The 26,406-nt window shown below is 64.7% G+C and carries 29 protein-coding genes; 12 read left to right on the top strand and 17 right to left on the bottom strand.

Annotation, left to right across the window (positions count from 1 at the left end):
• Positions 1–28: 28 nt before the first annotated feature.
• Entirely contained in the window at positions 29–1,576 is a 1,548-nt protein-coding gene (locus LLJ08_RS05875) for a serine/threonine-protein kinase (RefSeq protein ID WP_228208435.1), read from the bottom strand.
• 19 nt (positions 1,577–1,595) lie between these two features.
• Positions 1,596–2,372 carry a PP2C family protein-serine/threonine phosphatase gene (locus tag LLJ08_RS05880; protein ID WP_228208436.1) on the bottom strand — a complete coding sequence of 259 codons (777 nt, stop codon included), beginning with the start codon at positions 2,370–2,372 and terminating at the stop codon, positions 1,596–1,598.
• Positions 2,373–2,663: 291 nt separating this feature from the next.
• Here LLJ08_RS05880 and LLJ08_RS05885 point away from each other — a divergent pair, with 291 nt between their 5' ends.
• Positions 2,664–3,803, top strand: a complete 1,140-nt coding sequence (locus LLJ08_RS05885; RefSeq protein WP_228208437.1) for a sensor histidine kinase — start codon at positions 2,664–2,666, stop codon at positions 3,801–3,803.
• A 22-nt stretch (positions 3,804–3,825) separates the two neighbouring features.
• Here LLJ08_RS05885 and LLJ08_RS05890 read toward each other — a convergent pair whose 3' ends face one another.
• Positions 3,826–4,557, bottom strand: a complete 732-nt coding sequence (locus tag LLJ08_RS05890; RefSeq protein WP_228208438.1) for a TrmH family RNA methyltransferase — start codon at positions 4,555–4,557, stop codon at positions 3,826–3,828.
• A gap of 11 nt (positions 4,558–4,568) precedes the next feature.
• Complete coding sequence (locus tag LLJ08_RS05895; protein WP_228208439.1) at positions 4,569–6,206, bottom strand: NAD(P)/FAD-dependent oxidoreductase; 1,638 nt, start codon at positions 6,204–6,206, stop codon at positions 4,569–4,571.
• A gap of 248 nt (positions 6,207–6,454) precedes the next feature.
• Here LLJ08_RS05895 and rlmE point away from each other — a divergent pair, with 248 nt between their 5' ends.
• Complete coding sequence (gene rlmE / locus LLJ08_RS05900) at positions 6,455–7,075, top strand: 23S rRNA (uridine(2552)-2'-O)-methyltransferase RlmE (protein WP_003300908.1); 621 nt, start codon at positions 6,455–6,457, stop codon at positions 7,073–7,075.
• Positions 7,076–7,149: 74 nt separating this feature from the next.
• The gene (locus LLJ08_RS05905) at positions 7,150–7,794 is read left to right on the top strand and encodes an ion channel (protein WP_046620689.1); all 645 of its coding nucleotides are present in this window, start codon (positions 7,150–7,152) and stop codon (positions 7,792–7,794) included.
• Between the two features lie 64 nt (positions 7,795–7,858).
• Here the strand turns inward: LLJ08_RS05905 and LLJ08_RS05910 are convergent, their stop codons facing one another.
• The 9 genes from LLJ08_RS05910 to LLJ08_RS05950 all read right to left on the bottom strand — a co-directional run bounded on the left by LLJ08_RS05910 (position 7,859) and on the right by LLJ08_RS05950 (position 15,964).
• Complete coding sequence (locus LLJ08_RS05910; RefSeq protein ID WP_046620692.1) at positions 7,859–8,674, bottom strand: alpha/beta fold hydrolase; 816 nt, start codon at positions 8,672–8,674, stop codon at positions 7,859–7,861.
• 221 nt (positions 8,675–8,895) lie between these two features.
• Positions 8,896–9,783 (bottom strand): YghX family hydrolase, encoded by an 888-nt coding sequence (gene yghX / locus LLJ08_RS05915; protein ID WP_228208440.1) that lies wholly within the window; start codon positions 9,781–9,783, stop codon positions 8,896–8,898.
• 108 nt (positions 9,784–9,891) lie between these two features.
• The gene (locus LLJ08_RS05920; RefSeq protein WP_228208441.1) at positions 9,892–10,884 is read right to left on the bottom strand and encodes a ribonuclease Z; all 993 of its coding nucleotides are present in this window, start codon (positions 10,882–10,884) and stop codon (positions 9,892–9,894) included.
• Between the two features lie 143 nt (positions 10,885–11,027).
• Positions 11,028–12,191 (bottom strand): acetyltransferase domain-containing protein, encoded by a 1,164-nt coding sequence (locus tag LLJ08_RS05925; RefSeq protein WP_228208442.1) that lies wholly within the window; start codon positions 12,189–12,191, stop codon positions 11,028–11,030.
• A gap of 142 nt (positions 12,192–12,333) precedes the next feature.
• Positions 12,334–12,753, bottom strand: coding sequence for a VOC family protein (locus LLJ08_RS05930; protein WP_228208443.1), 420 nt, complete (start codon positions 12,751–12,753; stop codon positions 12,334–12,336).
• Between the two features lie 16 nt (positions 12,754–12,769).
• Positions 12,770–13,189, bottom strand: coding sequence for a YciI family protein (locus tag LLJ08_RS05935; protein WP_228208444.1), 420 nt, complete (start codon positions 13,187–13,189; stop codon positions 12,770–12,772).
• A gap of 120 nt (positions 13,190–13,309) precedes the next feature.
• Positions 13,310–14,059: a CPBP family intramembrane glutamic endopeptidase gene (locus tag LLJ08_RS05940; RefSeq protein ID WP_228208445.1), complete on the bottom strand. Its 750-nt coding sequence runs from the start codon at positions 14,057–14,059 to the stop codon at positions 13,310–13,312.
• 1 nt (position 14,060) lies between these two features.
• Positions 14,061–14,615, bottom strand: a complete 555-nt coding sequence (locus LLJ08_RS05945; protein WP_014821166.1) for a COG3904 family protein — start codon at positions 14,613–14,615, stop codon at positions 14,061–14,063.
• Positions 14,616–14,713: 98 nt separating this feature from the next.
• Complete coding sequence (locus tag LLJ08_RS05950; protein ID WP_228208446.1) at positions 14,714–15,964, bottom strand: M20/M25/M40 family metallo-hydrolase; 1,251 nt, start codon at positions 15,962–15,964, stop codon at positions 14,714–14,716.
• Between the two features lie 137 nt (positions 15,965–16,101).
• On the opposite strand from LLJ08_RS05950, the gene LLJ08_RS05955 reads away from it, so the two are divergent.
• The 4 genes from LLJ08_RS05955 to LLJ08_RS05970 all read left to right on the top strand — a co-directional run bounded on the left by LLJ08_RS05955 (position 16,102) and on the right by LLJ08_RS05970 (position 19,023).
• A complete protein-coding gene (locus tag LLJ08_RS05955; RefSeq protein ID WP_228208447.1) occupies positions 16,102–16,545 on the top strand; it encodes an HIT family protein in 444 nt (147 codons plus the stop codon).
• 108 nt (positions 16,546–16,653) lie between these two features.
• Positions 16,654–17,634 carry an ABC transporter substrate-binding protein gene (locus LLJ08_RS05960; RefSeq protein ID WP_192871740.1) on the top strand — a complete coding sequence of 327 codons (981 nt, stop codon included), beginning with the start codon at positions 16,654–16,656 and terminating at the stop codon, positions 17,632–17,634.
• Positions 17,631–18,392 carry an ABC transporter permease gene (locus LLJ08_RS05965; RefSeq protein WP_041013276.1) on the top strand — a complete coding sequence of 254 codons (762 nt, stop codon included), beginning with the start codon at positions 17,631–17,633 and terminating at the stop codon, positions 18,390–18,392. Before LLJ08_RS05960 ends, LLJ08_RS05965 begins: the two co-directional genes overlap by 4 nt.
• A complete protein-coding gene (locus tag LLJ08_RS05970) occupies positions 18,385–19,023 on the top strand; it encodes an ABC transporter ATP-binding protein (RefSeq protein WP_041013324.1) in 639 nt (212 codons plus the stop codon). Before LLJ08_RS05965 ends, LLJ08_RS05970 begins: the two co-directional genes overlap by 8 nt.
• Positions 19,024–19,030: 7 nt before the next feature.
• On the opposite strand, the gene LLJ08_RS05975 is transcribed toward LLJ08_RS05970, so the two are convergent.
• A complete protein-coding gene (locus LLJ08_RS05975) occupies positions 19,031–20,296 on the bottom strand; it encodes a DUF445 domain-containing protein (RefSeq protein ID WP_042924723.1) in 1,266 nt (421 codons plus the stop codon).
• 282 nt (positions 20,297–20,578) lie between these two features.
• Positions 20,579–20,980, bottom strand: a complete 402-nt coding sequence (locus LLJ08_RS05980; RefSeq protein WP_046620717.1) for a hypothetical protein — start codon at positions 20,978–20,980, stop codon at positions 20,579–20,581.
• Positions 20,981–21,207: 227 nt separating this feature from the next.
• Here LLJ08_RS05980 and LLJ08_RS05985 point away from each other — a divergent pair, with 227 nt between their 5' ends.
• The 3 genes from LLJ08_RS05985 (at position 21,208) to LLJ08_RS05995 (ending at position 22,475) form a co-directional block, all read left to right on the top strand.
• On the top strand, positions 21,208–21,396 hold the full coding sequence (locus LLJ08_RS05985) for a hypothetical protein (RefSeq protein WP_014821158.1): 189 nt from the start codon (positions 21,208–21,210) through the stop codon (positions 21,394–21,396).
• A gap of 40 nt (positions 21,397–21,436) precedes the next feature.
• A complete protein-coding gene (locus tag LLJ08_RS05990; protein WP_228208448.1) occupies positions 21,437–21,646 on the top strand; it encodes a hypothetical protein in 210 nt (69 codons plus the stop codon).
• Positions 21,647–21,887: 241 nt separating this feature from the next.
• The gene (locus LLJ08_RS05995; protein ID WP_046620720.1) at positions 21,888–22,475 is read left to right on the top strand and encodes a LysE family translocator; all 588 of its coding nucleotides are present in this window, start codon (positions 21,888–21,890) and stop codon (positions 22,473–22,475) included.
• On the opposite strand, the gene LLJ08_RS06000 is transcribed toward LLJ08_RS05995, so the two are convergent.
• Positions 22,461–23,312 (bottom strand): AraC family transcriptional regulator, encoded by an 852-nt coding sequence (locus LLJ08_RS06000; protein ID WP_228208450.1) that lies wholly within the window; start codon positions 23,310–23,312, stop codon positions 22,461–22,463. The two genes, LLJ08_RS05995 and LLJ08_RS06000, sit on opposite strands and share 15 nt — an antisense overlap.
• Before the next feature lie 112 nt (positions 23,313–23,424).
• Between LLJ08_RS06000 and LLJ08_RS06005 the strand changes: the two genes are divergently transcribed.
• A complete protein-coding gene (locus tag LLJ08_RS06005) occupies positions 23,425–23,850 on the top strand; it encodes a hypothetical protein (RefSeq protein WP_023444443.1) in 426 nt (141 codons plus the stop codon).
• A gap of 9 nt (positions 23,851–23,859) precedes the next feature.
• Here LLJ08_RS06005 and LLJ08_RS06010 read toward each other — a convergent pair whose 3' ends face one another.
• Entirely contained in the window at positions 23,860–24,210 is a 351-nt protein-coding gene (locus LLJ08_RS06010; RefSeq protein WP_228208451.1) for a DUF6746 family protein, read from the bottom strand.
• Positions 24,211–24,682: 472 nt separating this feature from the next.
• Between LLJ08_RS06010 and LLJ08_RS06015 the strand changes: the two genes are divergently transcribed.
• Positions 24,683–26,302, top strand: a complete 1,620-nt coding sequence (locus LLJ08_RS06015; RefSeq protein WP_023444441.1) for a methyl-accepting chemotaxis protein — start codon at positions 24,683–24,685, stop codon at positions 26,300–26,302.
• Positions 26,303–26,406 lie beyond the last annotated feature (104 nt).

Below are 26,406 nucleotides of genomic sequence, written 5' to 3' on the forward strand. Positions count from 1 at the left end.
CGGTCTGAGCCAAACGGCGCTCGGCGAATTATTGGTTGAATATCCGGTTCCACAGGCGCTTGACCGGGTTGGCCGGCGCTTGCGAGGTCTGCGTGTTGGTCGGCGCGGCGCGTGAGGTGCTGGCCGTTGTGCGTTTCACCGGGCGCGGGGCCCGGGCCTTGGCAACCCGCTGAGCATGCGCGTCGTGCAGCGCGAGCAGGGGCGCATAGTCCGGGGTGGCTTCCAGCCCCTGCTGGATGTACTCCAGCGCAAGGGCGAACTCGCGGCGCCCGTAGGCTGCTTCGGCTAGCTCGACATAACGCTCGCTGACCTGTACCAGCCCGTTGCGGGCCACCTCGTTTTCCGGCAACCAGCCCAGCACCTGCTGGTAGTAGTGCACCGCGCTGTCTTCGGCGGGTTGCAGCAACTGATCGTTTGCCAGCCGTTGCGCCGCCAGTTCCAGTGCCTGGGCGATGCGCGCATCGAGCACGCGGCGTATGCCGTCGAGGGCCTCGACATTGTCCGAATCCAGGCGCAGGGCCTGGCGGTAGTAGTAGTCGGCATTGTCGAATGCCGGTGCAGTCAGTTGCCCCTCATCCAGGCGTGCCTCGGCGCGCGTGAGGTAGTCGTTGATGCGGCTGTATTGCAGCCACTGATAGCCGCCGGCGGCCAATGCGGCGACTGTCACGATCAGCGCCGCACCGATCACCGCCCAGCGGCCAATGCCACGACGGCGACGGCGGCGTCTGATCGGCGCCTCGATGAATGCCGCCGGTGCGATGCGGGTCTGGTCCATGTCCGGCTCGGTGAGCGTGTCGATGGCTGCCAGCAGCTCACGGCAATTGCCGAAGCGCTCATCCGGCTGCTTGGCCAGCATGCGGTCGAGCAGTGGCTGGTAGGGCGCGAGCGCTGGCGGCAGTTGCGGCAAGGGCATCTGCAGGTGGTTGAGCACGGTTTGCGGATAGCTGCTGGCGCGGAACGGGTTGGTCCCGGTGAGCATCTCGGCGAGTATCACTCCCAGACTGTAGATGTCGCTGCGCGCATCGAGTGGCTGGCACTGGGCCTGCTCCGGGCTGCTGTAGGCAGGGCTGCCGACGGCGATGCCGAAGTGGGTGAGCTCGTTATCCAGCTCTACGGCCTTGGCTACGCCGAAGTCGGTGAGCACCACGCTGCCGTCGTCACGGAAGAGGATATTGGCTGGCTTCACGTCTCTATGGACTAGCCCGCCGTCGTGCACCACCGCCAGGCCGCCGGCCAGCTGACGGATGATGTCCAGCGCGCGCGATGGCGAGAAGACGATGCCGCGGTGTTGCGCCAGGTCGCCGCCGCCGAGGTATTCCATGGCCAGGTAGTGCCGGCCATCGGCGATCTGGCCGATGTCGTGGATGGTGATGATCGCCGGGTGGCGCAGCGAGGCGACGATATGGCCTTCCTGGATGAAGCGCTCGGTGAACGCTGCATCTTCCGTGCGCAGCAGCACCTTGACGGCCACCTCGCGATCCAGCGACAGCTGGGTGGCCAGGTAGACCTCGGCCATTCCGCCTTTTCCGAGCCGCTTGTGCAGGCGATAGCCCGGTATTTCCAGCATCCGATGCATTGTAGAAACTCGCGCTTGCTTACGACTTGAGGGGTTTTAACAGCATGTTGATGAAGCGCCGCCCGCGGGACTCGGCCGCCGGGAGGGGGGCGGTGCGGCCGATCACGATGCAGGAGATGTTGTCGCGGCCGCCATGTTCATTGGCCTGGTCGATCAGCTGTTCCACCAGGTTCTCGAGGGTATCGGCAAAGGTGCAGCTGGCATGGATCTGCGCGTCGGTCAGCTCGTTGGTCAGGCCGTCACTGCATAGCAGCAGCAGCTCGCCGGGCTTGAGGGTGCCGCTGTGGGCACCGACTTCCAGCGGCGCCTCGCGTCCCAGGCAGCGCAGGATGATGTTGCGCCAGGCGTGGCCTTGAGCCTCGGCCGGCTTCAGCTCCCCGGCGTCGATCATCATCTGCACCCAGCTATGGTCCCGCGTAAGCTGCTCGATACCATTGGAGGTGACCAGATAGGCGCGGCTGTCGCCGACCCAGGTGAGTTCGAAGTCGGCACCCTTGAAATGTGCTGCGACCAGCGTGGTGCCCATGCCGTCGTCCACAGCCGCGTCAAGTACTGCCTGGTTGGCGTGCTGAACCGCTGTCTGCAGCGGATCGCCGCGCTCGATCGCCTGCTGCAGCGCAGACAGTGCCAGGCTGCTTGCAACCTCCCCGCATTGATGCCCACCCATGCCGTCGGCGATGGCCCAGAGCCCCAGCTCCGGCGCGCAGAGCAGTGCATCTTCATTATGGCTGCGCCTGCGGCCTGGCGAGCTTTGCCCGGCGTAGTCCAGCAATGAATCAGAAAGGGTAGGTTGCATGCGAGGGCCCTGCGGCACGACGTCGAGCGAGCATGATGCGTGGGGCTCGTAGGGCTGTCATCGACCGGCACCGCGACAAGCGCAAAACTGTTAACTCGCGCAAAGGGCAGCTTTATTTTTCGGCTGTTATCCGCGAATGCTGGTAGCCCGATATGAGCAAGCGCGTTCAGGCAAACCGGCCGGCTAAAAGTTACTACTGCTGGCGCTGCTTCCCTGTAGTCTCGGCTTCCGCTCCTCACTGACACACCTGTCGTCGCTACAACCATCCGTTTCAGTCACGAGGAGCAAACCATGCGCTTGGCCGATTTCATTCTGGAAAACATCGAACCCATCCTTCAGCAGTGGGAAGACTTCGCCAAGACGATGACACCCGCCGCCAACGGCATGGATTCGGTGGCGCTGCGGGACCATGCGGAGCAGATGTTGCTGGCGATCGCCGCCGATCTGCGCACGGCCCAATCGGTGAAGGCGCGGATCGCCAAATCCCATGGGAAGGCGTCGCCTTCACGAGATGCCACTCCCGCGGAAACCCACGCCGACATCCGCTATTCCTCGGGCTTCACGATGGCGCAGGTCATCGCCGAGTACCGGGCATTGCGCACCAGTGTGCTGGTCCTGTGGATGTCGTCCGATGCAGCGTCGAAAGAGCACGAGATTTCGGACATCGTCCGCTTTAACGAAGCGATCGATCAGTCCCTCGCCGAGTCTGTGGTCAGCTATGCGGACGCCGTGGATGCCGCGCGAAATGTCTTTCTCGGCATATTGGGCCACGACCTGCGAAGCCCCCTCGGCGCCATATTGCTGAGTGCTGACGTACTGCTACGCACAGGGGATCTGCCCCCAAAGCCGACCATCAACGTGTCGCGTATCTATACGAGCGTGAAACGCTCCATCAAGATCGTCGGCGACCTGTTGGACTTTACCCGCACGCACTCAGGCGTAGGCATCCCGGTGCGCATGGACAGCGAAGATCTGGCGCTCGCGTGTGAAGGCATGGTTGAAGAGGCGAGGGCATACAACCCCGACCGACAGATCGTCCTGCAGTCGGAGCCGAGTCTTCCTGGGCAGTTCGATAAATCGCGAATGGAGCAGGTGATTGCCAATCTGATTGGCAACGCCGTCGAGCATGGCGAGGCGGGGACACCGATCACGGTCAGCCTGAAAAGCGATGAGGGGATCGCCGCGCTGACGGTTCACAACGTCGGCCGGCCCATCGCCGAATCGGCAAAAAGCAGCCTCTTCAATCCGATGGTGCGTCACATCCAGAGCGGCAACGCCGAGTACGGTGCGGGTGCGGGGCTCGGCCTTGGACTGTATATCGCATCCGCCATAGTCGATGCTCACCACGGCAGTATCGAGTTCGAGTCGATGGCCGGTAGCGGCACCACGTTCACGGTGCGCATACCCCTGGGCGGCGAGCAGGCTGCATAGTGCAGCCCACCTCAAGCAGCGGCTATCTGCTCAATTCGTACGCGCACATGTTGACTGTTGCCGCCAGATTCAGCGATTCGATGGCGCCACACCCAGGAATCGTGAATGGCTGGGCTTTGAGTGAGGCCAGCTGTTCGCGTGGCACGCCGCGGGCTTCGTTGCCGAACAGGTAGCAATCGAAGGCTTGGAAGCTCGCCGTCTGCACCGGCTCGCCGCGCATATCCAGGCAGGCGATGCGGGCAAAGCGCGTGCGCAACGAATCCAGCGCCACATCCAGCTCCATCGGCGCATGAAAGATAGCGCCCATGCTCGAACGCACGACCTTTGGGTTGTACGGGTCGACGCTGCCGGGGCTGAGCAGGCAGCGAAAACCACCGAACCACGCCAGCGTGCGCAGGATGGTGCCGAGGTTGCCCGGATCCTGGATTTCATGCAGGTAGATGGCGCGCTCGCCCGCGACGGCCGCAGCAACCGGCGCGCCTGTCGCCGGCATCGGCACCAGCGCAACGATGCCTTGCGGGGTTTTGGTGTCGGCGATCTGCGCCATCTGGCGATCGCTGACCAGGTGGGTTTTGAACGGGCTTTGCCAGTGCTCGTAGGCGCTGGTCACATACAGCTCGCTGCGTTGCAGCAGCGGGTTATGCAAGGCCGCCTTCTGCAGCTCCAGCACCAGATGCTCACCCTCCACCAGAAAATGCCCGAACTCGGCCCGGTACTTTTTCTGGTGCAGCTTCTTGATGTCGTCGAGTTTCATCAGGTCGGCGCTCAGTTGCTCTGCACTTCGGTGTGTTCCACTTCAGCCAGCATCGACTTGGCCAGCGCCTCGGCGACCTTGATGCCATCCACGCCTGCCGAGAGAATGCCGCCGGCGTAACCGGCGCCTTCACCGGCCGGATACAGACCGTGCAGGTTGAGGCTTTGCAACGTCTCGTTGTCACGGGTGATGCGCACCGGCGACGAGGTGCGGGTTTCGATGCCGGTAAGCACCGCATCAGCACGATCGAAGCCGCGGATCTGCTTGCCGAACGCCGGCAGCGCTTCGCGGATGGCCTCGATTGCATACTCGGGCAACGAGGGCGCCAGATCGCCCAGGCGCACGCCCGGTTTGTAGGAGGGTTCGACCTCGCCGAACGCGGTAGATGGCACGCCGCGAATGAAGTCGCCGACCAATTGCGCGGGTGCGCAGTAATCGCTGCCACCCAGCTCATAAGCGCGCGACTCCAGGCGCTCCTGCAGTGCTAAGCCGGCCAGCGGATCGCCAGGGAAATCTTGCTCCGGGTTGATGCCGACGACGATGCCCGCGTTGGCATTGCGCTCGTTGCGCGAGTACTGGCTCATGCCATTGGTTACCACGCGCCCCGGCTCGGACGTGGCGGCAACCACGGTACCGCCGGGGCACATGCAGAAGCTGTAGACCGCACGGCCATTCTTGGCGTGATACACCAGCTTGTAGTCCGCAGCACCCAGCTCCGGATGGCCGGCGTACTTGCCCAGCCGGGCCTGGTCGATCATGCCCTGCGGGTGTTCGATGCGGAAACCGATGGCAAACGGCTTGGCCTCGATGAACACGCCCTGGCGATGCAACATGCGCACGGTATCGCGGGAGCTGTGCCCCAGCGCCAGCACCACATGGCGACTCTTGATCGTCTCGCCGCTGGCCAGCACTACGCCTTCGAGCTGGCCATCGTTGATCACGAGATCGGTCACTTTGCTCTCGAAGCGCACTTCGCCGCCGAGGGCGATAATCTCCTCGCGCATGGTCGAGACCACACCGGTGAGCCGGAAGGTGCCGATGTGCGGCTTGCTCACATACATGATCTCGGCCGGTGCGCCGGCACGAACGAACTCGTGCACAACCTTGCGCGCGTAGAACTTGGGGTCCTTGATCTGGCTGTAGAGCTTGCCGTCGGAGAACAGCCCGGCGCCGCCCTCGCCGAACTGCACGTTGGATTCCGGCGTCAGGACCTTCTTGCGCCACAGCGCCCAGGTGTCCTTGGTACGGCTGCGCACATCCTTGCCGCGCTCGAGCACGATGGGCTTGAAGCCCATCTGTGCGAGCAGCAGCGCGGCGAACAGTCCGCAGGGGCCGAAGCCCACCACCAGCGGTCGCTCGCTCAGATTGGCTGGCGCCTGGCCTACCGGGTAGTAATTGGTGTCTGGCGCTGGACGCACGTTGTGGTCATCGGCAAAACGCGCCAGGATCGCCGCCTCGTCGCGGGCCTCCAGATCGATGATGTAGATGAACAGAATGACGCTGTTCTTCTTGCGCGCATCGTAGCTGCGCTTGAATACGGTGAAATTCAGCAGATCGGCGTCGCTGATGTTCAGGCGTTTGACGATGGCCTGGCGCAACTCATCGGCGGAATGATCGAGGGGCAGGGACAGCTCGTTGATGCGAATCATGGCGGTAATCCTGGCCGGTGACTCCGGCAGAGGAAGAAGAAGGGGCGGGGAGTAGGGCGCGGATTGTACCCGTCGCCGCTCGTGCCTGTCAGGCTGCGCTGATGGCCTTCCACGGCCTGTGTGCTGCGACCAGCGCCCGCGGGGCGGCATTATCGGCTTATAATCGCCGCCACTTTGCGTCCAATGGTTGTGCCTTGCTGCGCCTGTTGGTCCGCGTCTTACCTTGATTCTCCGTGGTTGGCTCTATCATGAAACGATCCAAAAGCAGCCGTCGTTGGCTGGATGAACACGTCAACGATCCCTTCGTCAAACGCGCCCAGAAGGACGGCTTGCGCTCGCGCTCCAGCTACAAGCTGATCGAGCTGAACGAGAAGGACAAGTTGATACGCCCCGGCATGCTGGTCATGGATCTCGGCTCGGCCCCCGGTGGTTGGTCGCAGGTGGCCGGCGGTATCGTCGGTGAAAAGGGCAGGGTGCTGGCGACCGACATTCTGCCGATGGGCGGGCTGGATAACGTCGACTTCGTGCAGGGCGACTTCACCGAAGACGCCGTTTTTCAGCAGATACTCGACATGCTCGACGGCCGGCAGCCCGATCTGATCGTCTCCGACATCGCGCCGAACATCAGTGGCGTCGCCGCCGCCGACCAGGCCGCTTCGATGTACCTGGTCGAGCTGACCCTCGACATGGTTCGCCAGGTGCTCAAGCCCGGCGGCAACTACGTGGTCAAGGTCTTCCAGGGCGAAGGCTCGGACGACTTCCTCAAGGATGTGCGCAGCTCGTTCGAGAAGGTATCGATTCGCAAACCGGAAGCATCGCGCCCGCGTTCGCGTGAGGTCTATCTGGTGGCGAAGGGGTTCAAGGGCTAAGGGCGCTTTCAGTGCCCTGTCGCGCGTTCCGCTCCCGCTACACCCGAGCTTGCTGATACATCGATGGGCAATCAATGCTGACCTACCTCGTGCGTTATCCCTCGGCAGCGCTGCTGTTTGTCCAGCTGCTCGGCATCCTGCTGTACCCCTTCATGGAAAACACCCCGCTCGGGCGCGCTGCCTTTGGTGCATTCGGCGTTGTGGTGCTGGTCCTGGCGTTGCGCATCGTCAACCGGAGCCCGACGCTGCATTCGCTGGCGTTCCTGATGGCCGCTGCAATCCTTGGGCTGACGCTTGCTGTCGAACTGACAGCCGTGCCCGGCCTGCATCTGGCGTTGGTCGTGACCGAGTCGATGTTCTACTTCTATGCGGCGGCTGGCCTGATCGGCTACATGATGGAAGACCAGCGCACGACGACGGACGAACTGTTTGCCGTCGGTGCCACCTTCACGCTGCTGGCGTGGGCGTTCGCCTACGCCTATGCGGCCTGCCAGCTCGTTGCCCCGGGCAGTTTCGTCGCTATCCTGCAGCCGGATGAGCCTCGCTCGTGGATGGAACTGCTGTTTCTCAGCGTCACCGTACTCTCCGGTGTTGGCCTCGGTGACATCCTGCCGCTGCGGCCTGTGGCGCGGGCACTGGTCATGCTCGAGGAAATTGCAGGGCTGATGTACATCGCCCTGGTCGTCTCGCGGGTAATCGGGCTGACCATCCGCCGTTAATGACGCCTCCTGCAACGCCGCCCTTCCGAAGGCCCGGTCGCCGAGAGAAACGCCAGGCAAGGCCTTAGCCGATCGCCCGCAAGAACCGTCCAACCCGCTCCAGCACTACGTCCGGCTGCTCGCGATGCGGCACGTGGCCGACGTCGGGCAGCAGCGCCTGTTCGACATGGCCGCCGGCGTGCCGGGCGATCAGTTGCGGGTGGCGTTCGGAGCCGAATTCGTCGTTGTCGCCATGGATGGCCAGTGCCGGGCAGCGGACTCGAGGCAGGGCGTGGGCGAGGGTCCACGAGGCGAAGTCGGGCGCGAGCCAGGTGTCGATCCACGCGCTGAGTACCCAGTCGCTGCGCTCGCCGTGGTAGCGGCGCAGGCGTTCGCGCTGTGCGGGGTCGGCGAACCAGCTTCTGGCCTGGCGGATGCCTTCCAGCGTGCGGGGTTCGACGAAGGTGACCGCCGACATCGTGATCATCGCCTGGCAGGCTGCGGGATATTGCGCGGCACAATGCACCGCCATGCTGCCGCCGACGCTGTGACCGACCACCACAAAACGCTCGATACCCAGATGGTCCAGCACTTGGGCGAAGCCATGCGCGGCTTCATCCTCGACGAAGGTCGGCGCAGGCGGAGCGGTCAAGCGGTCGGAGCGACCGAAGCCCAGCCGGTCATAGGCGACCACCGTTCGACCGGTTGCCTGGGCGAGTGCGGCGGGAAAGTCCTTCCACTGCTCGATGCAGCCGAGCGACTCGTGCAGCAGCAGGATCGGTGCGCAGTTCGGGCGCAGCGCGCCGGCGTCGGGGAACCAGCTGCGGACGAACATCTGCCCATGCGTGCTCTGCACCCAGAGGTCGGTCGGGGCGTTGCCGAGCGTTGCGCTAGTGGTCATGGAGGGCTTTCCTGAGCGGTGCGGACCACATAGCAGTACTGGTCTTTTACGTAAACGTCAACATGCAGTGACGGATGTATCGCCAGTGTGCTGCAGCCTTCGGGCAGGCAATGCAGCCGAAACCCGCACTGCTGCGCGGCACAACGCGCGGGCGTTCTGGAGGCAAATCAGGTCAGCGCAGGGTTGGAGCCTGACGGTATCGCCCGCTACGGCAGTAGCCATCAGCTCAGATAACGCTGGAACCAGGCGATGGTGCGTTGCCAGGCCAGCTCAGCCGCCTGCTCGTCGTAGCGCGGGGTGCTGTCGTTGTGAAAGCCATGCTGGGTGCCCGGGTAGATGTAGGCCTCGTAGTGCTTGCCGGCCGCCTTGAGCGCGGCTTCATAGGCGGGCCAGGTTTCATTGACGCGCTCGTCGTGTTCGGCGAACTGGAACAGCAACGGTGCCTGAATCTTCTCCACATCCGCCGGATTGGCCTGACGGCCATAGAACGGCACCGCCGCCGCCAGCTCGGGGTATGCCACCGCGGCGGCATTGGCCACGCCACCGCCATAGCAGAAGCCGGTGATGCCGACCTTTTCGTTTGTGGCTTCATGAGCCATCAGCCATTCGATAGCGGCGAAGAAGTCGTTCATCAGTTTCTGCGGATCGACTGCGGCCTGCAGTTCGCGGCCCTTGTCGTCGTTGCCGGGATAGCCGCCGACCGAACTCAGCCCGTCCGGTGCGAGGGCGACGAAACCGGCCTTGGCCACGCGCCGTGCGACGTCTTCGATGTAGGGGTTGAGGCCGCGATTCTCGTGGACGACAACGATGCCTGGCACCTTGCCCTCGGCCCTGGCCGGACGGACCAGGTAGGCGCGCACCTCACCGTGGCCGTTGGGCGATGGGTAGCTGACGTATTCGGCGATGATGTCCGGATCGGTGAAGGCGACCTGCTGGGCCAACGCATAGTTGGGCGTGAGCGCATCGAGCACCGCCACGGCGGTCATGCTGCACAGCGTGAAGGCCGCGGCGCGGTCGAGGAATTCCCGGCGGCTGAGCTTGCCGTGGACGTAGAAGTCGTAGAGCTCGAGCAGTTCGGGGGCGAAGTCTTTCGCGGTAAGACGTTCCATCGGCGGCTCCGTCGAGTATCGAAAGCGATGCTGGGTGTTTGCGCTGACAGCGGGTGCAGCAGCCAGTGTAGTCAGCCAGGTTGGCGACGCAGCGATTGCTGACGATCTTTACGGCGTTGAGCGCGGCGAGCGCGGGCCGGGTGGCTCGACGGGGGTCAGCTGGCCATCCTTGGCCAGGTGCAGGCGCAGGAAGTCTTCGGCAAGCAGTAGCTGGCCCGAGTAGAGCTCGCTGGCCTCGGCGCGCAGGTGCTCGATGGAGTGGCCGCGATTGGCATTCTTCTGGTAGCGCGCGCTGAAGTGGGTCAACACCAGGTTCGGCAGGCCCACCGTTTGCGCGAAGCGTGCCACCGATGCCGCCGTGCTGTGGCCGAAGTCGTTGCGCGCATCGTTGGCGACTGCTTCGGTGTAGGTCGCCTCGTGCACCAGCAACTGGGCGCCGCGGCAGGCCTCGGCAAGCAGTTCGGGACGATCATTGTCGCCGCCGATGACGATGCGTTGCGGCGCACGGCTGAAGCTCAGGTAGTCGTCGCTGCGCAGCATCCGGCCTTCGTGCTCGACATCGAAGCCGCGCGCCAGCTGGCCCCAGAGCGGGCCGCGGGGCACGCCGTCGCGCTCGAGGCGGTCGATGTCCAGCCGCGGATCAGGCCGGGCCTCGGTGAAGCTGTAGCCGTAGCAGGGCACACGGTGGGACAGGGCGGTGGCCTCGATGCGCATGTTCAGGTTGCGCCACTCGCCCAGCGTTTCGACCGCGTGAAAGTCGAGGTCGTAGCCCAGCCAGCTCTGGCTCATCTCCAGCGTGGCGCGCACCCAGGTTTCGATGCCCTGCGGCGCGATGATCGTCAGCGCGGCCTTGCGCCCCATCATCCCGGCGCTGGCGAGCAGACCGGGCAGGCCGTAGCAGTGGTCGCCATGTACATGGGTGATGCAGATGGCGCGCAGGTCGTGCAGAGACAGCGGCGTGCGCAACAGCCGGTGCTGGGTGCCTTCGCCGCAGTCAATCAGGGACCAGCTCTTGCCGGTGTCCTCCAGCAAGGCCAGGGCGGTGACATTGCGCGCGCGGGTGGGAGTGCCGGATGAAGTGCCGAGAAATAACAGATCCACGCCGCCGTTCCTTCCTGCCGTTCAACTGATCCGCGAAAGGTTGAGCCTTTGCCGGCGCCGCTGCAATTGCATTTTTGCGACGCCGCGGCCCTGACCAGCTGGCTGGCCGAGCGCCGCGGACCTCGCACTGTCGCAGGGCCGCTTCAGAGGTACTTCAGCCAGGCAATGTCCCTGCGCCGTGCCTTGAGTTCGGCGAACCAGCGCACCGCCGGGAACAGCAGCACCGCTAGCGCCAGGGTGCACAGCCACAGCTGCCACACCGCATCGAAGCCGAAGTGATTGCCGCGGTTCAGACCCCAGATCGCCACGGCGGCGATGTAGAGCAGCTTCAGCACGTACAGGTGCAGCAGGTAGAAGAACATCGGTGCCGCACCGAACACGCTGAGCGGTCGCAGCCAGGTGCGGCCCTGCTTGCGTTCGAAGTAACGCAGCAGCAGCAGGCCGCAACCCAGTGTCAGGCACAGGAACAGCAGCGACGGCGGGTATTTGGTGACGTTGAGCAGGCTCATCAGCGTGCGCAGGCCGTCCTCGCCGACGACCCAGGGCTGTTCGCCGTAGCTGTTGATCAGCCGCAGCAAAACGAAGGTCAGCAGGGTGCCTTGAGCCCAGCCGCCCAGGTTGCGCTGGCGTCGCTCGGGGTCGGCGTTCCTGGCGAACCAGGGCCCGACAGCGTAGCCAAGGGCGATCACGCCGATCCACGGCAGCAGCGGATAGGAAGTGCGCAGCCGCAGGTTTTCCGAAACCTCGATCCAGCCGCGGTCGTGCAGGATGGCCCAGGGGACGTGCAACGCTGAGTCTGCGGAGAACTGCAGCGGGTCGAGCAGGTTGTGGCCGCCGATGATCACCAGACCCAACACGATCAGCGCAGGGCGCGGCAGCCAAAGCAGCGCCGAGAGCGCCAGCATGCTCAGGCCGATCGCCCAGATCACTTGCAGATAGATCACCTGCGGCGGGAACTGGAACGTCCAGGCGAAGTTGACCAGGGTGAATTCGAGCGCCACCAGGAACAGCCCTCGTTTGAGCAGAAAGCTCGACACTGCACGGCGGTCCTGGTGCTTTTCGCCATAAAGAAAGGCCGACAGGCCGGTCAGGAAGATGAATACCGGCGCGCAGAGATGCGCCAGGGTGCGGCTGAAGAACAACGCCGGTTCGGTGACCGCCACGTCCATCGGGTCGGGCACCTGCATATGCAGCAGGAAGGTTTCGCGGACATGGTCCAGCAGCATGAACAGGATCACCAGGCCGCGCAGCGCGTCGATGGATTGCAGACGCGCCGCGGCTGGCGGAGTGAAGTCGGGGGAGGGCATGAGCGGCTCACAGCAGGATGATCGCAATGCAGGCGCAGACTCGCTGCGCCCGCTGAAAGGTGCGATACGTTATAACAAAAGTCGCCTCCTCTCCAGATGCGAATCAACCACGATAGTCCCCGGCGTAAAAGGGCTGAATGCTTCAGCCCTGCTCGCAGTTAATCATCCACGACACGCCGAAGCGGTCGGTGAGCATGCCGAAGCGCTCGGCCCAGAAGGTTTTCTCCAGCGGCATGATCACCGTGCCGCCCTCGGCCAGTGCGGCGAACAGCTTTTCGCTTTCATCCACGCTGGTCGGATGCAGGGAAACCGAGCAACCCTTGATGCCTTCGTATGGCCCGCCACCACAGGTGTCAGGCAAGGAGTCGGAGGCCATCAGCACACCATCGCCGAGGTTCAGGCAGGCGTGCATGATCCGCTCGCGGTACTCGGCGGGAAACTGCTCGGCATCCGGCGCCTGGGCAAAGGTCATCATTTCCAGCGTGCCGCCCAGCACATCCTTGTAGAAGGTGAACGCTTCGCGGGTGGTGCCGTCGAGGGTGAGGTAGGTGGTGATCTTCATTGCTTGCTCCTTGCGGTCATTGATTGAGTTGCGCGCGCAGGCGGTCTTCCTGCTCGCGCAGTTCGGGGGTGAACTCGGCGCCGAAATCTTCCGCTTCGAATATCTGGCGAATCTCGATTTCCGCATCGCCGATGGCCGACTGCGGGCAACGCTTGACCCAGTCGACGGCCTCCTGCAACGAGGTGGTCTGGAACAGCCAGTAGCCGGCGATCAGCTCGCGGGTTTCGGCGAACGGGCCATCGGTGACGCTGCACTGGCCGTCGTTGAAACGGATGCGCGCGCCCTTGTGGCTGGGGTGCAGGCCCTCGCCGCCGAGCAGCACGCCGGCATTGGCCAGGTCTTCGTTGTAGCGGCCCATCGCCGTGAGAACGTCCTCGCTGGGCATCTCGCCGGCTTCGGTTTGTGGGGTGGCCTTGATCATCACCATGAAACGCATCGGTGGACTCCTTCAGTGGAATGGAAAGAGCCTAGACGGGCATACGGCAATTTCCGCCGGCTCCGATCACTGGTCGAACGGGCGCGGAAGGAATCGACAGGTCTTTGAGAAATTCTTTGCTCAGGGCAGTGGATAGGTCAGCAGAAGCAGATGCAGGCTGTTGACCGCACCGTGCAGAAACACCGCGACCCACAGGCGGTCACCGGAGTAATGGAAGGCCAGGCCGTAGCCCAGACCGGCCAGCGTGGCGAGCCCGGCGAAACCGAAGCCGCCCGGTAGGTGCGCGGCGCCGAACAGGGCGGTCGCCAGGCCGATGCCGATGGCCGCACCGAAGCGGCGGACCAGTTCACGCTGCAGCAGGCCGCGAAAGATCAGCTCTTCGGCCAGGCAGGTGATGCTCAGGTTGATCAGCAGCCAGGGCAGGAACAGCGCCGGCCATTTCGGTTGCCAGCCCAGCACGCCGGAGACCAGCGCCAGCAGCGGGACGAGAATCAGGCAGGCGCCTGACGCAAGCAGAGTGACCCTGAGCGAGCGCCAATCCGTTCGTGGCTGGCCCAGCCACCAGGCCAGCAGCAGCGTCGCGACCATCGCCTTGTCCGGGCTGATGCGCAATTGCCAGGGCGAGGCACCGCCCAGATCCTGCGGTGGGCCGAGCGGCAGCGGGCTGAAGCCGGGCAGCAGATGTGCGGCGAGCAACAGGGCGCCGAGCAGCGTACCGAACAGCCACGGCGAGTTGGGGATGTGCGGCTGAGCGACAAGCCAGCCAGCGAATAGCAGAACGGCCAGCGCGCCAACCGGCTCAATCATGCCGAGGGCCAGGCCGAGTGATAGCGCGACGACCGGAATGCAGTAGTGCAGCCTGCGAATCACACTATTGCAGCCGATAACGCGCGAGCTCCTTTGGCGTGAGCACGCGCATGCGCCACGGTTCGATCAGCTGCATGTCGTCCGCCAGCCGCGTATTGACGCCCATGTCCCGCAAGTAGATGCGTGGTGCGCGGTGTGGTCGCTGGCTGATGGACTGCGCCGACTCACCATTGGCGACGTAGGGCCGATGCAGGCCGACATAGCCGCGCACGGTGCGCTGTCGTCCCGCCGCCAGTAGATAGATGCAGCTGCCCTGGCAGACCGCGGTCGCCGGCACCAGGGCGTCGAAGCCCGTCTCGCGCAGCAGATAGCCCATGCGCATGGCTTCCGCTGCGCTGCCGCCGATGTTGTCGAGGATCAGCAGCTTGCGCGCGTGTTTGCCAGGGTGGGCCATGATGCCCTTGAGCAGCGCCTCGTAGTCACCCGGCGCAATCTGTTCGGTAACGCGCGCGACCAGCACCAGGCCCTGATCTTCATGTTCCAGCGGCAGCACCTCGACCTTGGCGTGGGCAGTGCAGGCGAACAGCGCCAGTGCGCAGAGGGTGACGAAGCGAAGCATCGAGCGGGCAGTCCTGAAATGGGAGGTGGCGAAGATACCCGCAGCGCCGGCTTTCGCCTACTGCGACCTTCGCCCCTCGCTCGGGCCTGGATTGCGTATCAGCGTGCGGCGTCTTCGGCGGACAATGCGCGAATCATCGCCGTCGTCAGATACAGCCGCGGCGCGATGCTCGACAGCTCGATGTACTCGTCTTCCGAGTGCAGCCCGGCACCGACCACACCCATGGTTTCCAGCACGGCCGGCTTGTCGCTGTCCGGCACATAGGCGTAACCGGCATCGGTGCCGAAGCGCATGGCGATCGGCTCGATACGCTGGTCGATCTCGCCATACAGGCGCTGTGCGGTTTCGGCCAGGCGCTCCGATGCCGGATTCTTCGCCAGCGGTGGGCGGCCCTTGTCGACGCGCAGCTCGACGCGGGTTTCGTCGATCAGCTTGTTCTCGATGATCTTCTGCGCATCGGCGAGCACGCGTTCGGTCTCGCTGATATCGGAGTAGCGCATGTCTGCTTCGGCGGTCGCCTTGTTCGGGATGATGTTGCGCTTCTCACCGCCGGCGATCATGGTCCAGCTGACCGTGGTGCCCTTGTCCGGGTCGCCCAGGTCCTTGAGCTGCACCAGCTGGTGCGCCAGTTCCAGCACGGCGTTGCGACCCTCCTCAGGTGCGGAACCGGCGTGGGAGGATTTGCCGTTCACCTCCAGCATCACCGCATTGATGCCATTGGTGGCGGTGGTCACCGCATCGCGATCCGGCGGCTCGTAGGAGAAGACGTAATCATGCTTGCGGGCCAGTTCGGCGATGATCTTCTTCGAGCCCGCCGAACCCATTTCCTCATCCGGGTTGAACAGTACGGTGATCGTGCCGTAGGCGTCGAACTGCTGCGCCTTGAGCAGCTCCAGCGCGTGCAGAATCATCGCCACGCCACCCTTGGCATCGGCCACGCCGGGGCCGTAGGCGCGCTTCTCGTCCATGCGGAACGGGCGCTCCGCGGCGGTGCCTTCGGCGAACACCGTGTCGTAATGCACCATCAGCAGGAAGTCCTTGCCGCCGCTGCCCTTGAGGGTGCCGACGATGTTGTCGCCGGCCGATGGCGTGGCCGGGCTGGTGCTGACCGCCGCACCCAGTGCCTGCAGGCGCTCGACCAGCATCTGGCTGACCGTGGCCAGACCCTCGGCCTGGCCGGTGCCGGTATCCACCGCCACCAGCTGTTCCACGGTTTCGATATAGGCGCTCTGTTCGGCCTTGGCCTGTTCGAGCAGCTCGGCAGGTTTGATTTCGGCGGCCATGGCAGACAGCGATGAAAGGCAAAGCGCGACTGCAGCAGCAATCGGGGCGACGGCGCGTACGTGCATCGGAATAACCTCGGATCGCGGGGGTGATGAGCTTGAGAGCGCGGCCAGGCCCGCAACGTTCCGAAGCATCGCTGCACGGGTCGCAGCCGCGCGGAGAATGCTAATGTCTGCCTTTTCCACTTGCCGGAGAACTCCAGGTGTCCCTGACCACGCCCTACGACCCGCAGAACATCTTCGCCCAGATCATTCGCGGCGATGCGCCTTGCTACAAACTCTACGAGGATGACGACGTGCTGGCCTTCCTCGACCTGTTCCCGCAGTCCTTCGGCCACACGCTGGTGATTCCCAAATGCTCGGCGGCCTGCAACATCCTCGATGTGGATACCGACGCACTGGCCAAGGTCATGGCCGTGGTGCAGAAGCTCACCCGCGTGATCGTCGACGAGCTGCAGCCGGATGGTGTGCAGGTCGCGCAGTTCAATGGCGCGCCGGCGGGGCAGACGGTGTTCCACATCCATGTGCATATCGTGCCGCGCTACTCGGGCGAAGGGCTCGGTATTCATGCCGCCGGCAAGGCCGATCCGGCCGAGCTGGAACAGCTTCAGGCGCGCCTGCAGCAGCGTATCGCCGCGCAGGGCTGAGCCAGGCTGCGATGTCGTGGCGGGGTCAAGCCCGCTGCGACCATCGCAGCAACCAACAGGCACCAAAGTACAATTCGTGCCCGGCAGGGGGCTTCGTACCCTGCGGGCATGATGCTTTCATTGCCCTTCCTCACCCCGTTCGTTCTGCGCGCTCGCCGTGCGCTGCTGGCGCTTGTATTGCTGCCCCTGTGGGCACAGGCGCAGGAGCTGCCGGTGCTGACCCTCAGCGTGCTGCAGTTCGGCACGCCGCACTGGGAGCTTGAGCATCTCAAGCGTCAGGGGCTGGACCGCGCCAACGGTTTCGAGCTGAAGGTGCGACTGGTGGCCGATGTGCCGGCCTCGCGACTGGCATTGACCAGCGGCAGCGTCGACGGTGCGGTGAGCGATCTGCTCTGGGCGCAGGCGCGTTACCAGGCCGGCACGGCTTATCGCTACGTACCTTTCTCCTCCCAGATTGGTGAGGTGCTGGTGCCCGAAGGCAGCGCCATCCGCACGCTGGCCGACCTGCGCGGCAAGCGCATCGGTGTCGCTGGCGGGCCGGACGGGCTGGGCTGGCAGTTGCTGCAGCATGCCGCGGCCCAGGACGGAATCGATCTGTCCAAACGGGCGACTGTTCAATACGCCGCACCGCCCCTGCTCAGCCAGGCGCTGCGCCGCGGTCAGGTGGATGCGCTGCTGACCTTCTGGCATTTCTCCGCGCGCATGCGTGGCGAGGGTGGTGTGCAGGTGGCGTTCAGTCTCGATGATCTGCTCCGATCATTGGAGCTTGATCCCCACCTGCCGGTGCTCGGCTATCTGTTCTCCGAATCCTGGGCCGTCGAGCATGAGGCGCTGCTGCAGCGTTTCGCCATGGCGTTGGGCCAGACCAAGCACGAGCTCGCCAGCGAGCCGGCGCACTGGCAGGCGCTGCGGTCGCTGATGCGTGCCGACGAGGATGGCGTGTTCGCCGCGCTGCGTGACAGTTTCCTCGCCGGCATCCCGCAGCCGCTGGATGAGCGGCGTATCGCCGACCTGCAACGACTGTTGACCCTCACCGGCGCCGATCCGGCGAAACTGATGCCGGCCGCGTCATTCCAGAGCACGCCATGAACGGCTCGCGCTGGGCCTGCTGGATCGCCCTGCCATGCGCGGTGGCACTCTGGACGCTGATTGCGCTGGTCGTGCAGACGCCGCTGCTGCCGAGTCCGGCCGCCGTGCTCGACACCTTCTGGCGGGCCACGCAGAGCGGTGAACTGCCCGAACATCTGCTGGTTACCCTGCGTCGCGTGCTGTTCGCCTTCGTGCTGGCGATGGCGCTGGGCACGCTGCTAGGCGTGTGGATGGGCCGCTCGCGGCTGGCCAATGCCGTGCTCGATCCGCTGCTGGTGCTGTTTCTCAACCTGCCGGCGCTGGTCACCATCATCCTGCTCTACGTCTGGTTCGGTCTGGTCGAAGCTGCGGCGGTACTGGCGGTGGTGATCAACAAGGTGCCGAACGTGGCCGTCACCGTGCGCGAGGGCGCACGCAGTATCGATCCCAAGCTGGAACAGATGGCGCTGGTCTACCGTTTCACGCGCTGGCAGCGGATCAGGCATGTCTGGCTGCCGCAGCTGTTTCCCTACCTGATGGCCGCCACTCGCGGCGGGCTGGCGCTGATCTGGAAGATCGTGCTGGTGGTCGAGCTGCTCGGGCGCTCGGATGGCATCGGCTTTCAGCTGCACATGGCCTTTCAGGTGTTCGACGTGGCGAGCATCCTCGCCTACAGCCTGGCGTTCATCGCCGTGGTCCAGCTGATCGAACTGGCGCTGTTGCAGCCGCTGGAGCGTCGCGCATCGTCCTGGCGCGAAGCGGGTGTACGCCATGCTTGAGCTGCGCCTGGATGGCCGTCATCCCGTGCTGGGCGTGATCGATGCGCAGGTGCGCGAAGGCGATCGCATCTGTCTGCTCGGGCCGTCCGGTGTCGGCAAGACGACGCTGCTCAACGGCATCGCCGGGCTCGATCCGCAGCTGCGGCCGATGATCGAGCAGCGCGCCGGCTTGCGCGTCGGCTACCTGTTTCAGGAGCATCGCCTGCTGCCCTGGCGCACGGTGCGACAGAACCTGGCGCTGGTCGGCGCGAGCGCGGCGGACATCGAGCGGCTGCTGGCCGAGGTCGGGCTGAGTGGCGCGGCCGATAGCCTGCCGGATCAGCTCTCGCTGGGCATGGCGCGCAGGGCGGCACTGGCGCGCTGCCTGGCGATCAAGCCGGATCTGTTGCTGCTCGACGAACCCTTCGCCTCGCTGGATGCCGAGCGCGCCGCCGAACTGCGCGGCCTGATCGCCCGCCTGCTGGATCAGCACCCGGCCATGGCGATGATCTGCGTGACCCACGATCCGCGCGATGCCGACGATCTGGCCAATCGCCTGTGGTACCTGAGCGGCGTCCCGGCGACATTGCGCTGCGATGAGCCGCTCGGCAGCGCCGCCAGCCTCAGTCAGCTCAGCGAGCGCCGCGCCTGAGCGGCATTCAGCCGGCCAGCAGCTGCGTCAGCGCGTGTAGCGCCAGACCGACCAGCCCGCCGACCAGCGTGCCATTGATGCGGATGTATTGCAGGTCCTTGCCGACGCTCTGCTCCAACTGCTCGACCAGCTCACGGCTTTCCCAGTTCTCCACTCGCTGCGCGATATAGGCGCCGATCTGCCCGCGGTAGCGCTCCAGCAGGCCGGGCGCGGCGGCCAGCAGTTGCTCGTTGATCCAGTTGCGCATGGAATCGTCGGCGGCGAGGCCGTCGCCGAGGCCGCGACAGAGGCTGACGATGCGTCGGCCGATGCGTGAGTCGTCGCTGGCCAGGTCGCTTTCCAGCCAGGCCGTGAGTTCCTGCCAGAGATTGCCGAAATAGGCGCTGGTGGCGGGGTGCTCCAAGAGCTGCGCGAGAATACGCTCGACCTCCAGGGCGTATTGCGGGTCCTGCTCCAGGCGCTCGATGTATTCACTGACGTGTTCGTCGAAGCGCTGGCGGATCAGGTGCTCGGGGTCGGCGGCGATCTCGGCGATCAGCGCGGACAGGCCGTCGACGAACTTGTTCGCCGACCAGCCGCTAACCGGCCGGCTCAGGCCGAGATAGCGCAGGGTGCGGATTTCCCGGCTGATGGCGTCAGCGACCAGCGCGCGGGTTTCCTCGTCCTGCATGATCGAATCGAGGCGGATCAGTAACTCGTCGAGCATCGCCTGATGCCGGCCCTGGCTGGTCAGCACGCGCAAGGCCTGGGCCAGCGGGGCAGAGAGGTCGAACTTGCGCAGTCGCGTGGTCACCTTGGCCTCGACGAAGGCGCGCACGCGTTCGTCATGCAGCGCGGCGATGCCGAAATGTGCAACGCCGGTGAGCCTGCGGCCGACCGCCTCGGCATTGCTCGGATGGCGTAGCCAGCCGGCCAGGCGCGAGGCGATGTCGAGTTCCTGCAGCTTGGCCAGCACCAGCGGCGTGGCGAGGAAATGCGTGGTGATGAAGCTGGACAGGTTCTGACCGATGCGTGCCTTGCTGCGCGGGATGATCGCCGTGTGCGGGATCGGCAGACCCAGCGGGTGGCGGAACAGCGCGGTGACGGCGAACCAGTCGGCGATCGCGCCGATCATGGCAGCTTCGGCGAACGAGGCGACGTAGCCCCAGGCCGGATGGCTGGCTTCGAAGCGTGTCGCGACGATGTAGAGCAGGGCGGCCAGTAGCAACAGAAGGCCGGCGACCAGCTTCATGCGCGAAACCGGTGACTGCCAGGCGCTGATCATGGAACGCATGCAGGTCCTCGTCGTGTGGGCGAATGGAGTCTCTAGGGGGTAGACAGCGAAGCAGGGCGATGAGGTCGGCGCTTGAGTTAAACGCATGATGATGCGGATCGTCAGGCGGTTGGGCTAGCTGCAGGATGGATTCGTGCGGCAGCCTGGACCAGGCCGGTGCTGCTGCTTGAGACGGCACGGCTGCGCCGAGGTCCACCCGACGGACTCTGCTGAATCGCCGGGTGGATGTCGCTTCGCGCATCCACCGGAACACGCCCGGTGGATGTAATCGCCGGAGGTGGATCAGACCTCGTCGTCCTCTTCCTCGCGGATCAGCACGTACTGGCCTTCGGCATCGTTCAGGCAGTCCCAGACGTAGAACATCGATACCTGGCCCGGGCGTTCCGTGACGGCGGCGTAGTCGCCGGGCACGGCAGTGAAGTAGACGCCGGAGTCGGGCGCTGCCTGGCAGGCGATGCGGGCGACGACGAAGGCTTCCGGCGCAGTGCCGTCGAAGTAGTCGTCACGGTCCTTGGCATCCCATTCGGCTGGCGCTTCAAAGGGGCCGCTGATGACGATGCGCGCGTCACCAAGATCCTGCTCTTCCGCTTCCTCGTCGTATTCGTCGGGGCGGTACAGGGTGCATTCCAGGGCTTCCGGGTTTTCGAGAATGGCCGCGCGGGATTGTGGGGTGAGTGTCTGCATGGAATCTCCGACTGCGGTTGGGTGTGAGGGGGCAGTGTGGTGGAGCGGCTCGGGCAGTGCAATCGGTTGCATGGTCGCGCCCGCCGATAGTGGCACGGGATCGGTCGGGCAATCCTGCGGCGGCGCCACGGCAACCTTCGGACCGCCGGTGCCGTGCGGTTCGAACGTCGCGTGGTTTGTCGCCTCCAATCGATATCAGTCATCCACCCGCGACAGCCGAGGCAACCATGAAGGCAGATGACCAGCAGGCAGGCGATGAGCCTGATGTGACCATGACCGATGGAGGCGAAAAGAACGCCGGCGAAGACCCGGACTACGACGACCAGCCTTCGCCGCTGGACGATCCTGACGAGCCTGAGACGTTGCCGGACGATCCGGACATCCAGGGAGAAGACGGTTCCGGCGAGCCGAGCTGACCCATCCGCCCACGACAATCGCCGCCCCAGAGGAGTCACCATGAACATTTATCAGGTCAGGCCCACCGAAATGGGCTGGGAGCTGGAAGACCAGCAAACCCAGAAAACCGTGCTGCGAACCCTCACCAAGGACGAGATGTACAGCGCGCTGGATGCCTACATGGACGGCCGCACCGCGTCGGTCGAGGTATTCGGTCGCGATGGCGAGCTGGAGGAGGCGCGTCCCTATCCGGGGAGCCATCACCTGTAGACATAGCCGCCTGTTTGGTAAGTTCAGTCGGGCAATTTCGGCGCCCATGGCCCCGATACTGTGTTGCTGCTCCTTGCCATAGCCCGCTATGACTCGCCGCAGCGCCTTATCTCGGAGCCCTGTTCATCCGAACTTGCCTCAACCAACTCACTACACAGGCCACTAGGGCAATTTCCTTCAATACCATGCCCTGTCGGGCCCATAGCCTGCCCACCATCTTCCACTGGTAAGCAGAGTACTCATGGACCCCTATCTCTCGATGGCTGCGTTCGCCCTGGCCTCGTCGATTACTCCTGGCCCGGTCAACCTGGTCGCGCTCAACTGTGGCGCGCGTTTCGGCTTTCGCGCCAGTGCTCGGCACATCACCGGTGCAACTGTAGGTTTCACCCTGTTGCTGCTGCTGATCGGCCTCGGGCTTTACGAGCTGCTCGAGCGGGCGCCGATTCTGATGCGTGGCATCCAGTGGGGCGGGGTCGCCTTCCTGCTCTACATGGCCTGGAGGCTTGCAGTCGATGATGGCCGTCTGGAACCCGCTGCGGCCGGCAATGGCCCGTCGCTGCTCGACGGCGCGCTGATGCAATGGCTCAATCCAAAGGCCTGGCTGGCGTCAGTGGCGGGCATGGGGCTGTTCGCGGCGAATGGCGATGTGCTGCGGGTCTGGCTGTTCGCCGGCCTGTATTTCGTTATCTGTTATGGCTCGATTGCCTGCTGGGCCGGAGCTGGCGCCTTTCTCAGCCGCTATCTGCAGGAGCCGGGGCGGGTGCGCTGGCTCAATCGAACGATGGCACTGTTGCTGGCAGGCAGTGCGTTCTATCTAGTGGCGGGCTGAGCCCGGCGCGATGCGATCCCGGTACTGCCCGGGCGTCGCCGCCAGCTGACGTTTGAAGGTGCGCTGGAAGTGCGCCTGGTCCGCAAAACCGGCGGCCAGCGCCACCTCGGCGAGGTCATGACCCTGGCGCAGCCAGTGCTGGCTGCGCTGGATGCGACGGTTGAGCAGATAGGCATGCGGGGTCATGCCGTAGTGCTGCCTGAAGGTGCGGATCAGATAGGACGGCGACAGCGCGGCTGCCTGGCAGATGTCTTCCAGACGCAGCGCCTGGGTACAGTGTTCGGCAATGTAGTCGGCCGCCCGTCGCAGCTGTTCGACGGGCTCTGCGCCCGGGCTGGCGGCTGCCGGGGCAAGGGTCTGCTGCAGCAGCGTGAAGTACTCGACCGCCGCGCTCTGCCGCTGCAGCGTGTCCGCCTGCGGGTCGAGCAGGATGGCGTACAGCCTGGTCAGCCCGGTGAACAACGCCGGGTCGAGGCTCTGGATCGGCGTGTAGGGAATGAAGCGGCCGTCGGCGCTGACGCCCAGTTCATGTTGCAGCGCGCCCAGCCAGCCCGTGTCGACGTAGAACATCAGGTACGACCAGGGTTGGCCGTCGATGGGGTTGCAGGCATGCACCGTTTGCGGATTGATGATCACCACGGCGCCGCGGGCGATCCGCTGGCGTGCCGTGCCGTTGAAGTAGGTGCTGGCGCCGGCGGTGATCGCGCCGATGGAAAAGGTCTCGTGACAGTGCGGCGCATAGCAGACCCTGCGCCCATCGGCGACCGCCCGCGCCTCGAGGAAGGGCAGGGCGGCGTCGCGCCAGAAGCGTGGCTGGCTGTCGTCCGGATTGTTCACGTTGTGCCTGCCGTCATCGATACGAAACTGTAGTCAGACTCTAGCAATCATTCGGCGCTCTGGCATGCTCCACGATCAGGTTCGCCATTTCAGCCTCAGCCAAGGAGTTTCCATGCGTCTGACCCTCGCTTTCACTGCACTGCTGTCGCTGGCTGGCTGTTCATCCTGGCAGCCCGATGCCGAGGACATCGAACCGGTGCCGGCCGAGCGGGTGCTGGCCTACCAACAGCCCCTGGAGAACGCCGGTGAGGTGGTGGTGACGCGGGATTTCGGCTTGCGTGGCGGCGGCTGCTACATCGCCGTGATGATCGATCGTGAGCTGGCTGCGCGCATCCACGTCGGCGAGGTGGTGCGTTTTCAGGTGCCGGCCGGTGCGCGGATCGTCAGCATAGGCACCGATCCGCTGGACGACACGCTGTGTGGCAAGCTCAGCCTGCGCCGCGAGAAACTGGCGCAGGTGCAGGCGGGGCAGACGCTGGAATATCGCGTCATCAGCGACAACCGCATCGGCTTCGATATCGTGCCGGTCGAGCCCTGATGCGGCGGATTACTTGATCACCGTCCGCGCAGTCTTCAGATAGTCCGCGCTGTAGCTGCTGACTTCGTCCGCGCTCTCGGCTTCCGAGGCGATGTGGATTTCCTCCAGGGTGTCGTTCAGCCCGTCCATTTCCTCGACGATTTTCTCCAGCGCCGCTTTCAGCGTGTAGGTCAGTTCGTGGATCTGCGCCATGTTCTCCGGTGTCTGCTCCTGCGCCAGGGCCTGGTCGAGGCGGGTGTTGTATTCGGAGAATTGCTTCACCGCCTCGGCCAAGTTGCCAGGTGGCGGTGCCTCGGCGAAGGCATGGTTGGCGACGATGGTGGTCAGCGCCAGAGCGGCGGTCCGGATAAGCGTTTTCACGACAGGTCCCTTGCTGAATTTGGTCGGGCGCGAAGGTATCACCTGCGGGTACTGACGCTGTGTAGTAGCGCACAGTCTGCGCTGCGCCATTAGTCGCATGCCGCGTCGCACGGCAGGGCTGGCCCGGGAAATTCATCGGCGGTGCAGACCTCATCACTGTCGCTCCTGCAAGGCCGCAGCCGCTGCTGAGTTGAACTGCCCGGCCGCTCTGGCACGCACCTTGCGATGATTTTTCATTAAAGGGCGACCATGCTTGGCTGATATGATCTCGCGTGCTGGCATTCCGCCTGTGCTCGGCAGGCGTCTATAGACCCAACAACAAGATCACGCTCCCGCTTCCTCTTCCGCGATTCGCGTCCTGCAACAGGACCACGCGGCACGTCCCTCGCCCGACGCGCCGGTTCGACCGTTATGCCTCACTTTTGCCAATTTGCCGCTCCTCACGAACGGCACGCCATATGGAAAAGAACGAATGATGCAGCAACTGACAATCCGTGCCCGCCTGCTGATTCTGGTCGGGGCCATGCTTGCGGCCTGCCTGGTGATCGGGCTGACCGGGCTCAATGCCCAGCAGCGCAGCGTCGCCGGGCTCAACACCGTGTACCTGGATCGCGTCGTGCCGCTGCGTGACCTCAAGCTGATCGCCGACCTGTACGCGGTGAAGATCGTCGATACCACTCACAAGACTCGCAGCGGCATGCTCAGCTACGGCCAGGCGCGTGACGAGGTGCGCAACGCCCGCGCCGAGATCAACCGTCTCTGGAGTGCGTACCTGAACACCCGACTGGTTGACGCCGAGCGACTGATCGCGACGCGCATCGAAACCCTGATGAAAGCCGCGGACGAACCACTCGATGCGCTCGAGCGTACGCTGGACCGGCACAGCGAAAAGCGGCTGGCGGCGTTCGTCATCAACGATCTGTATCCGCTGATCGATCCCATATCCGAAGGCTTTACCCAGCTGATCGAGCTGCAACTGGGCGAGGCCAAGGCCGAGTACGAACAGGCGCAGGCGCTCTATCAGCGTAATCGCCTGTTGAACATCGGCCTGTTGCTGGCGCTGCTGGTGGGCGGCGGTCTGTTCGCCACGGTGATGTTGCGCAGCATCAGCCGGCCGCTGGAGGAGTTGAAGCAGGCCGCGGCATCGGTGGCAGCGGGTGATCTGAGTCGCACCATCGAGTGTCGCGGCAAGGACGAAATCACCGAGGTGCAGCAGTCGATCCGTCAGATGCAGCGCACCCTGCGCGATACGCTGCAGGACATCCAGGGCTCGGCGACCCAGCTGGCGTCGGCTGCCGAGGAGCTGCACGCGGTCACCCAGCACACCGCCCAGGGCATCCATCAGCAGAACGAGGAAGTGCAGATGGCCGCCACCGCGGTCACCGAGATGTCCGCCGCGGTGGACGAAGTGGCCGGCAACGCCAACCGCACCTCCGATGCTTCGCGCGATGCCGAGACGGTCGCCGACGACGGCCGCCGCCAGGTGACTGCCACGCGGCAGACCATCGACCAGCTGAGCGACAAGCTGCAGCAGACCGCGGCCACCGTGACCCACCTGGCCCAAGAGGCTGCGAGCATCGGGCAGGTGGTGGATGTGATTCGCGCGATCGCCGACCAGACCAATCTGCTCGCGCTCAACGCCGCCATCGAGGCCGCGCGGGCCGGCGAAGCTGGACGTGGATTCGCGGTGGTCGCCGACGAGGTGCGTAACCTAGCGCAGCGCACGCAGAGCTCGACCCAGGAGATTGAACGCATGATCGGCGCGATCCAGAGCGCTACCGAGCAATCGGTGCGCGACATGCAGCAGAGCAGTGAATTCGCTACGCGCAGCCAGACCATGGCCGGCGAAGCGGATCAGGCGCTGGGGCTGATCGCCGAGCGCGTCGGGCAGATCAACGAGATGAACCTGGTGATCGCCAGCGCCGCCGAGGAGCAGGCACAGGTCGCGCGGGAGGTGGATCGCAACCTGGTGGCCATCCGCGACATCTCAGAGCAGAGCGCCACCGGCGCGCAGCAGACCTCGGTGGCCAGCGACGAGCTGGCGCGCCTGGCGACGCAGCTCAACCAGCTGGTCGGGCGCTTCCGTCTGTAAGCGAAGAGAGATGGGCTGACGCGGTCGGGACATGCATTGTCGCAATCCGACCGCGAACCCGGCTGCACGAATGCATTCCTATGTACGGAGTTTCCCGATTCGTA

The sequence above is a fragment of the Stutzerimonas chloritidismutans genome (assembly GCF_020783375.1).
Taxonomy (GTDB): Bacteria; Pseudomonadota; Gammaproteobacteria; order Pseudomonadales; family Pseudomonadaceae; genus Stutzerimonas; species Stutzerimonas kunmingensis.

Coding starts and splice junctions, on each gene's coding strand:
- LLJ08_RS05875 (WP_228208435.1), bottom strand. CDS start 1,576: ATGCATCGGATGCTGGAAATACCGGGCTATCGCCTGCACAAGCGGCTC.
- LLJ08_RS05880 (WP_228208436.1), bottom strand. CDS start 2,372: ATGCAACCTACCCTTTCTGATTCATTGCTGGACTACGCCGGGCAAAGC.
- LLJ08_RS05885 (WP_228208437.1), top strand. CDS start 2,664: ATGCGCTTGGCCGATTTCATTCTGGAAAACATCGAACCCATCCTTCAG.
- LLJ08_RS05890 (WP_228208438.1), bottom strand. CDS start 4,557: ATGAAACTCGACGACATCAAGAAGCTGCACCAGAAAAAGTACCGGGCC.
- LLJ08_RS05895 (WP_228208439.1), bottom strand. CDS start 6,206: ATGATTCGCATCAACGAGCTGTCCCTGCCCCTCGATCATTCCGCCGAT.
- rlmE (WP_003300908.1), top strand. CDS start 6,455: ATGAAACGATCCAAAAGCAGCCGTCGTTGGCTGGATGAACACGTCAAC.
- LLJ08_RS05905 (WP_046620689.1), top strand. CDS start 7,150: ATGCTGACCTACCTCGTGCGTTATCCCTCGGCAGCGCTGCTGTTTGTC.
- LLJ08_RS05910 (WP_046620692.1), bottom strand. CDS start 8,674: ATGACCACTAGCGCAACGCTCGGCAACGCCCCGACCGACCTCTGGGTG.
- yghX (WP_228208440.1), bottom strand. CDS start 9,783: ATGGAACGTCTTACCGCGAAAGACTTCGCCCCCGAACTGCTCGAGCTC.
- LLJ08_RS05925 (WP_228208442.1), bottom strand. CDS start 12,191: ATGCCCTCCCCCGACTTCACTCCGCCAGCCGCGGCGCGTCTGCAATCC.
- LLJ08_RS05930 (WP_228208443.1), bottom strand. CDS start 12,753: ATGAAGATCACCACCTACCTCACCCTCGACGGCACCACCCGCGAAGCG.
- LLJ08_RS05935 (WP_228208444.1), bottom strand. CDS start 13,189: ATGCGTTTCATGGTGATGATCAAGGCCACCCCACAAACCGAAGCCGGC.
- LLJ08_RS05945 (WP_014821166.1), bottom strand. CDS start 14,615: ATGCTTCGCTTCGTCACCCTCTGCGCACTGGCGCTGTTCGCCTGCACT.
- LLJ08_RS05950 (WP_228208446.1), bottom strand. CDS start 15,964: ATGCACGTACGCGCCGTCGCCCCGATTGCTGCTGCAGTCGCGCTTTGC.
- LLJ08_RS05960 (WP_192871740.1), top strand. CDS start 16,654: ATGATGCTTTCATTGCCCTTCCTCACCCCGTTCGTTCTGCGCGCTCGC.
- LLJ08_RS05965 (WP_041013276.1), top strand. CDS start 17,631: ATGAACGGCTCGCGCTGGGCCTGCTGGATCGCCCTGCCATGCGCGGTG.
- LLJ08_RS05970 (WP_041013324.1), top strand. CDS start 18,385: ATGCTTGAGCTGCGCCTGGATGGCCGTCATCCCGTGCTGGGCGTGATC.
- LLJ08_RS05975 (WP_042924723.1), bottom strand. CDS start 20,296: ATGCGTTCCATGATCAGCGCCTGGCAGTCACCGGTTTCGCGCATGAAG.
- LLJ08_RS05980 (WP_046620717.1), bottom strand. CDS start 20,980: ATGCAGACACTCACCCCACAATCCCGCGCGGCCATTCTCGAAAACCCG.
- LLJ08_RS05985 (WP_014821158.1), top strand. CDS start 21,208: ATGAAGGCAGATGACCAGCAGGCAGGCGATGAGCCTGATGTGACCATG.
- LLJ08_RS05990 (WP_228208448.1), top strand. CDS start 21,437: ATGAACATTTATCAGGTCAGGCCCACCGAAATGGGCTGGGAGCTGGAA.
- LLJ08_RS05995 (WP_046620720.1), top strand. CDS start 21,888: ATGGACCCCTATCTCTCGATGGCTGCGTTCGCCCTGGCCTCGTCGATT.
- LLJ08_RS06005 (WP_023444443.1), top strand. CDS start 23,425: ATGCGTCTGACCCTCGCTTTCACTGCACTGCTGTCGCTGGCTGGCTGT.
- LLJ08_RS06015 (WP_023444441.1), top strand. CDS start 24,683: ATGATGCAGCAACTGACAATCCGTGCCCGCCTGCTGATTCTGGTCGGG.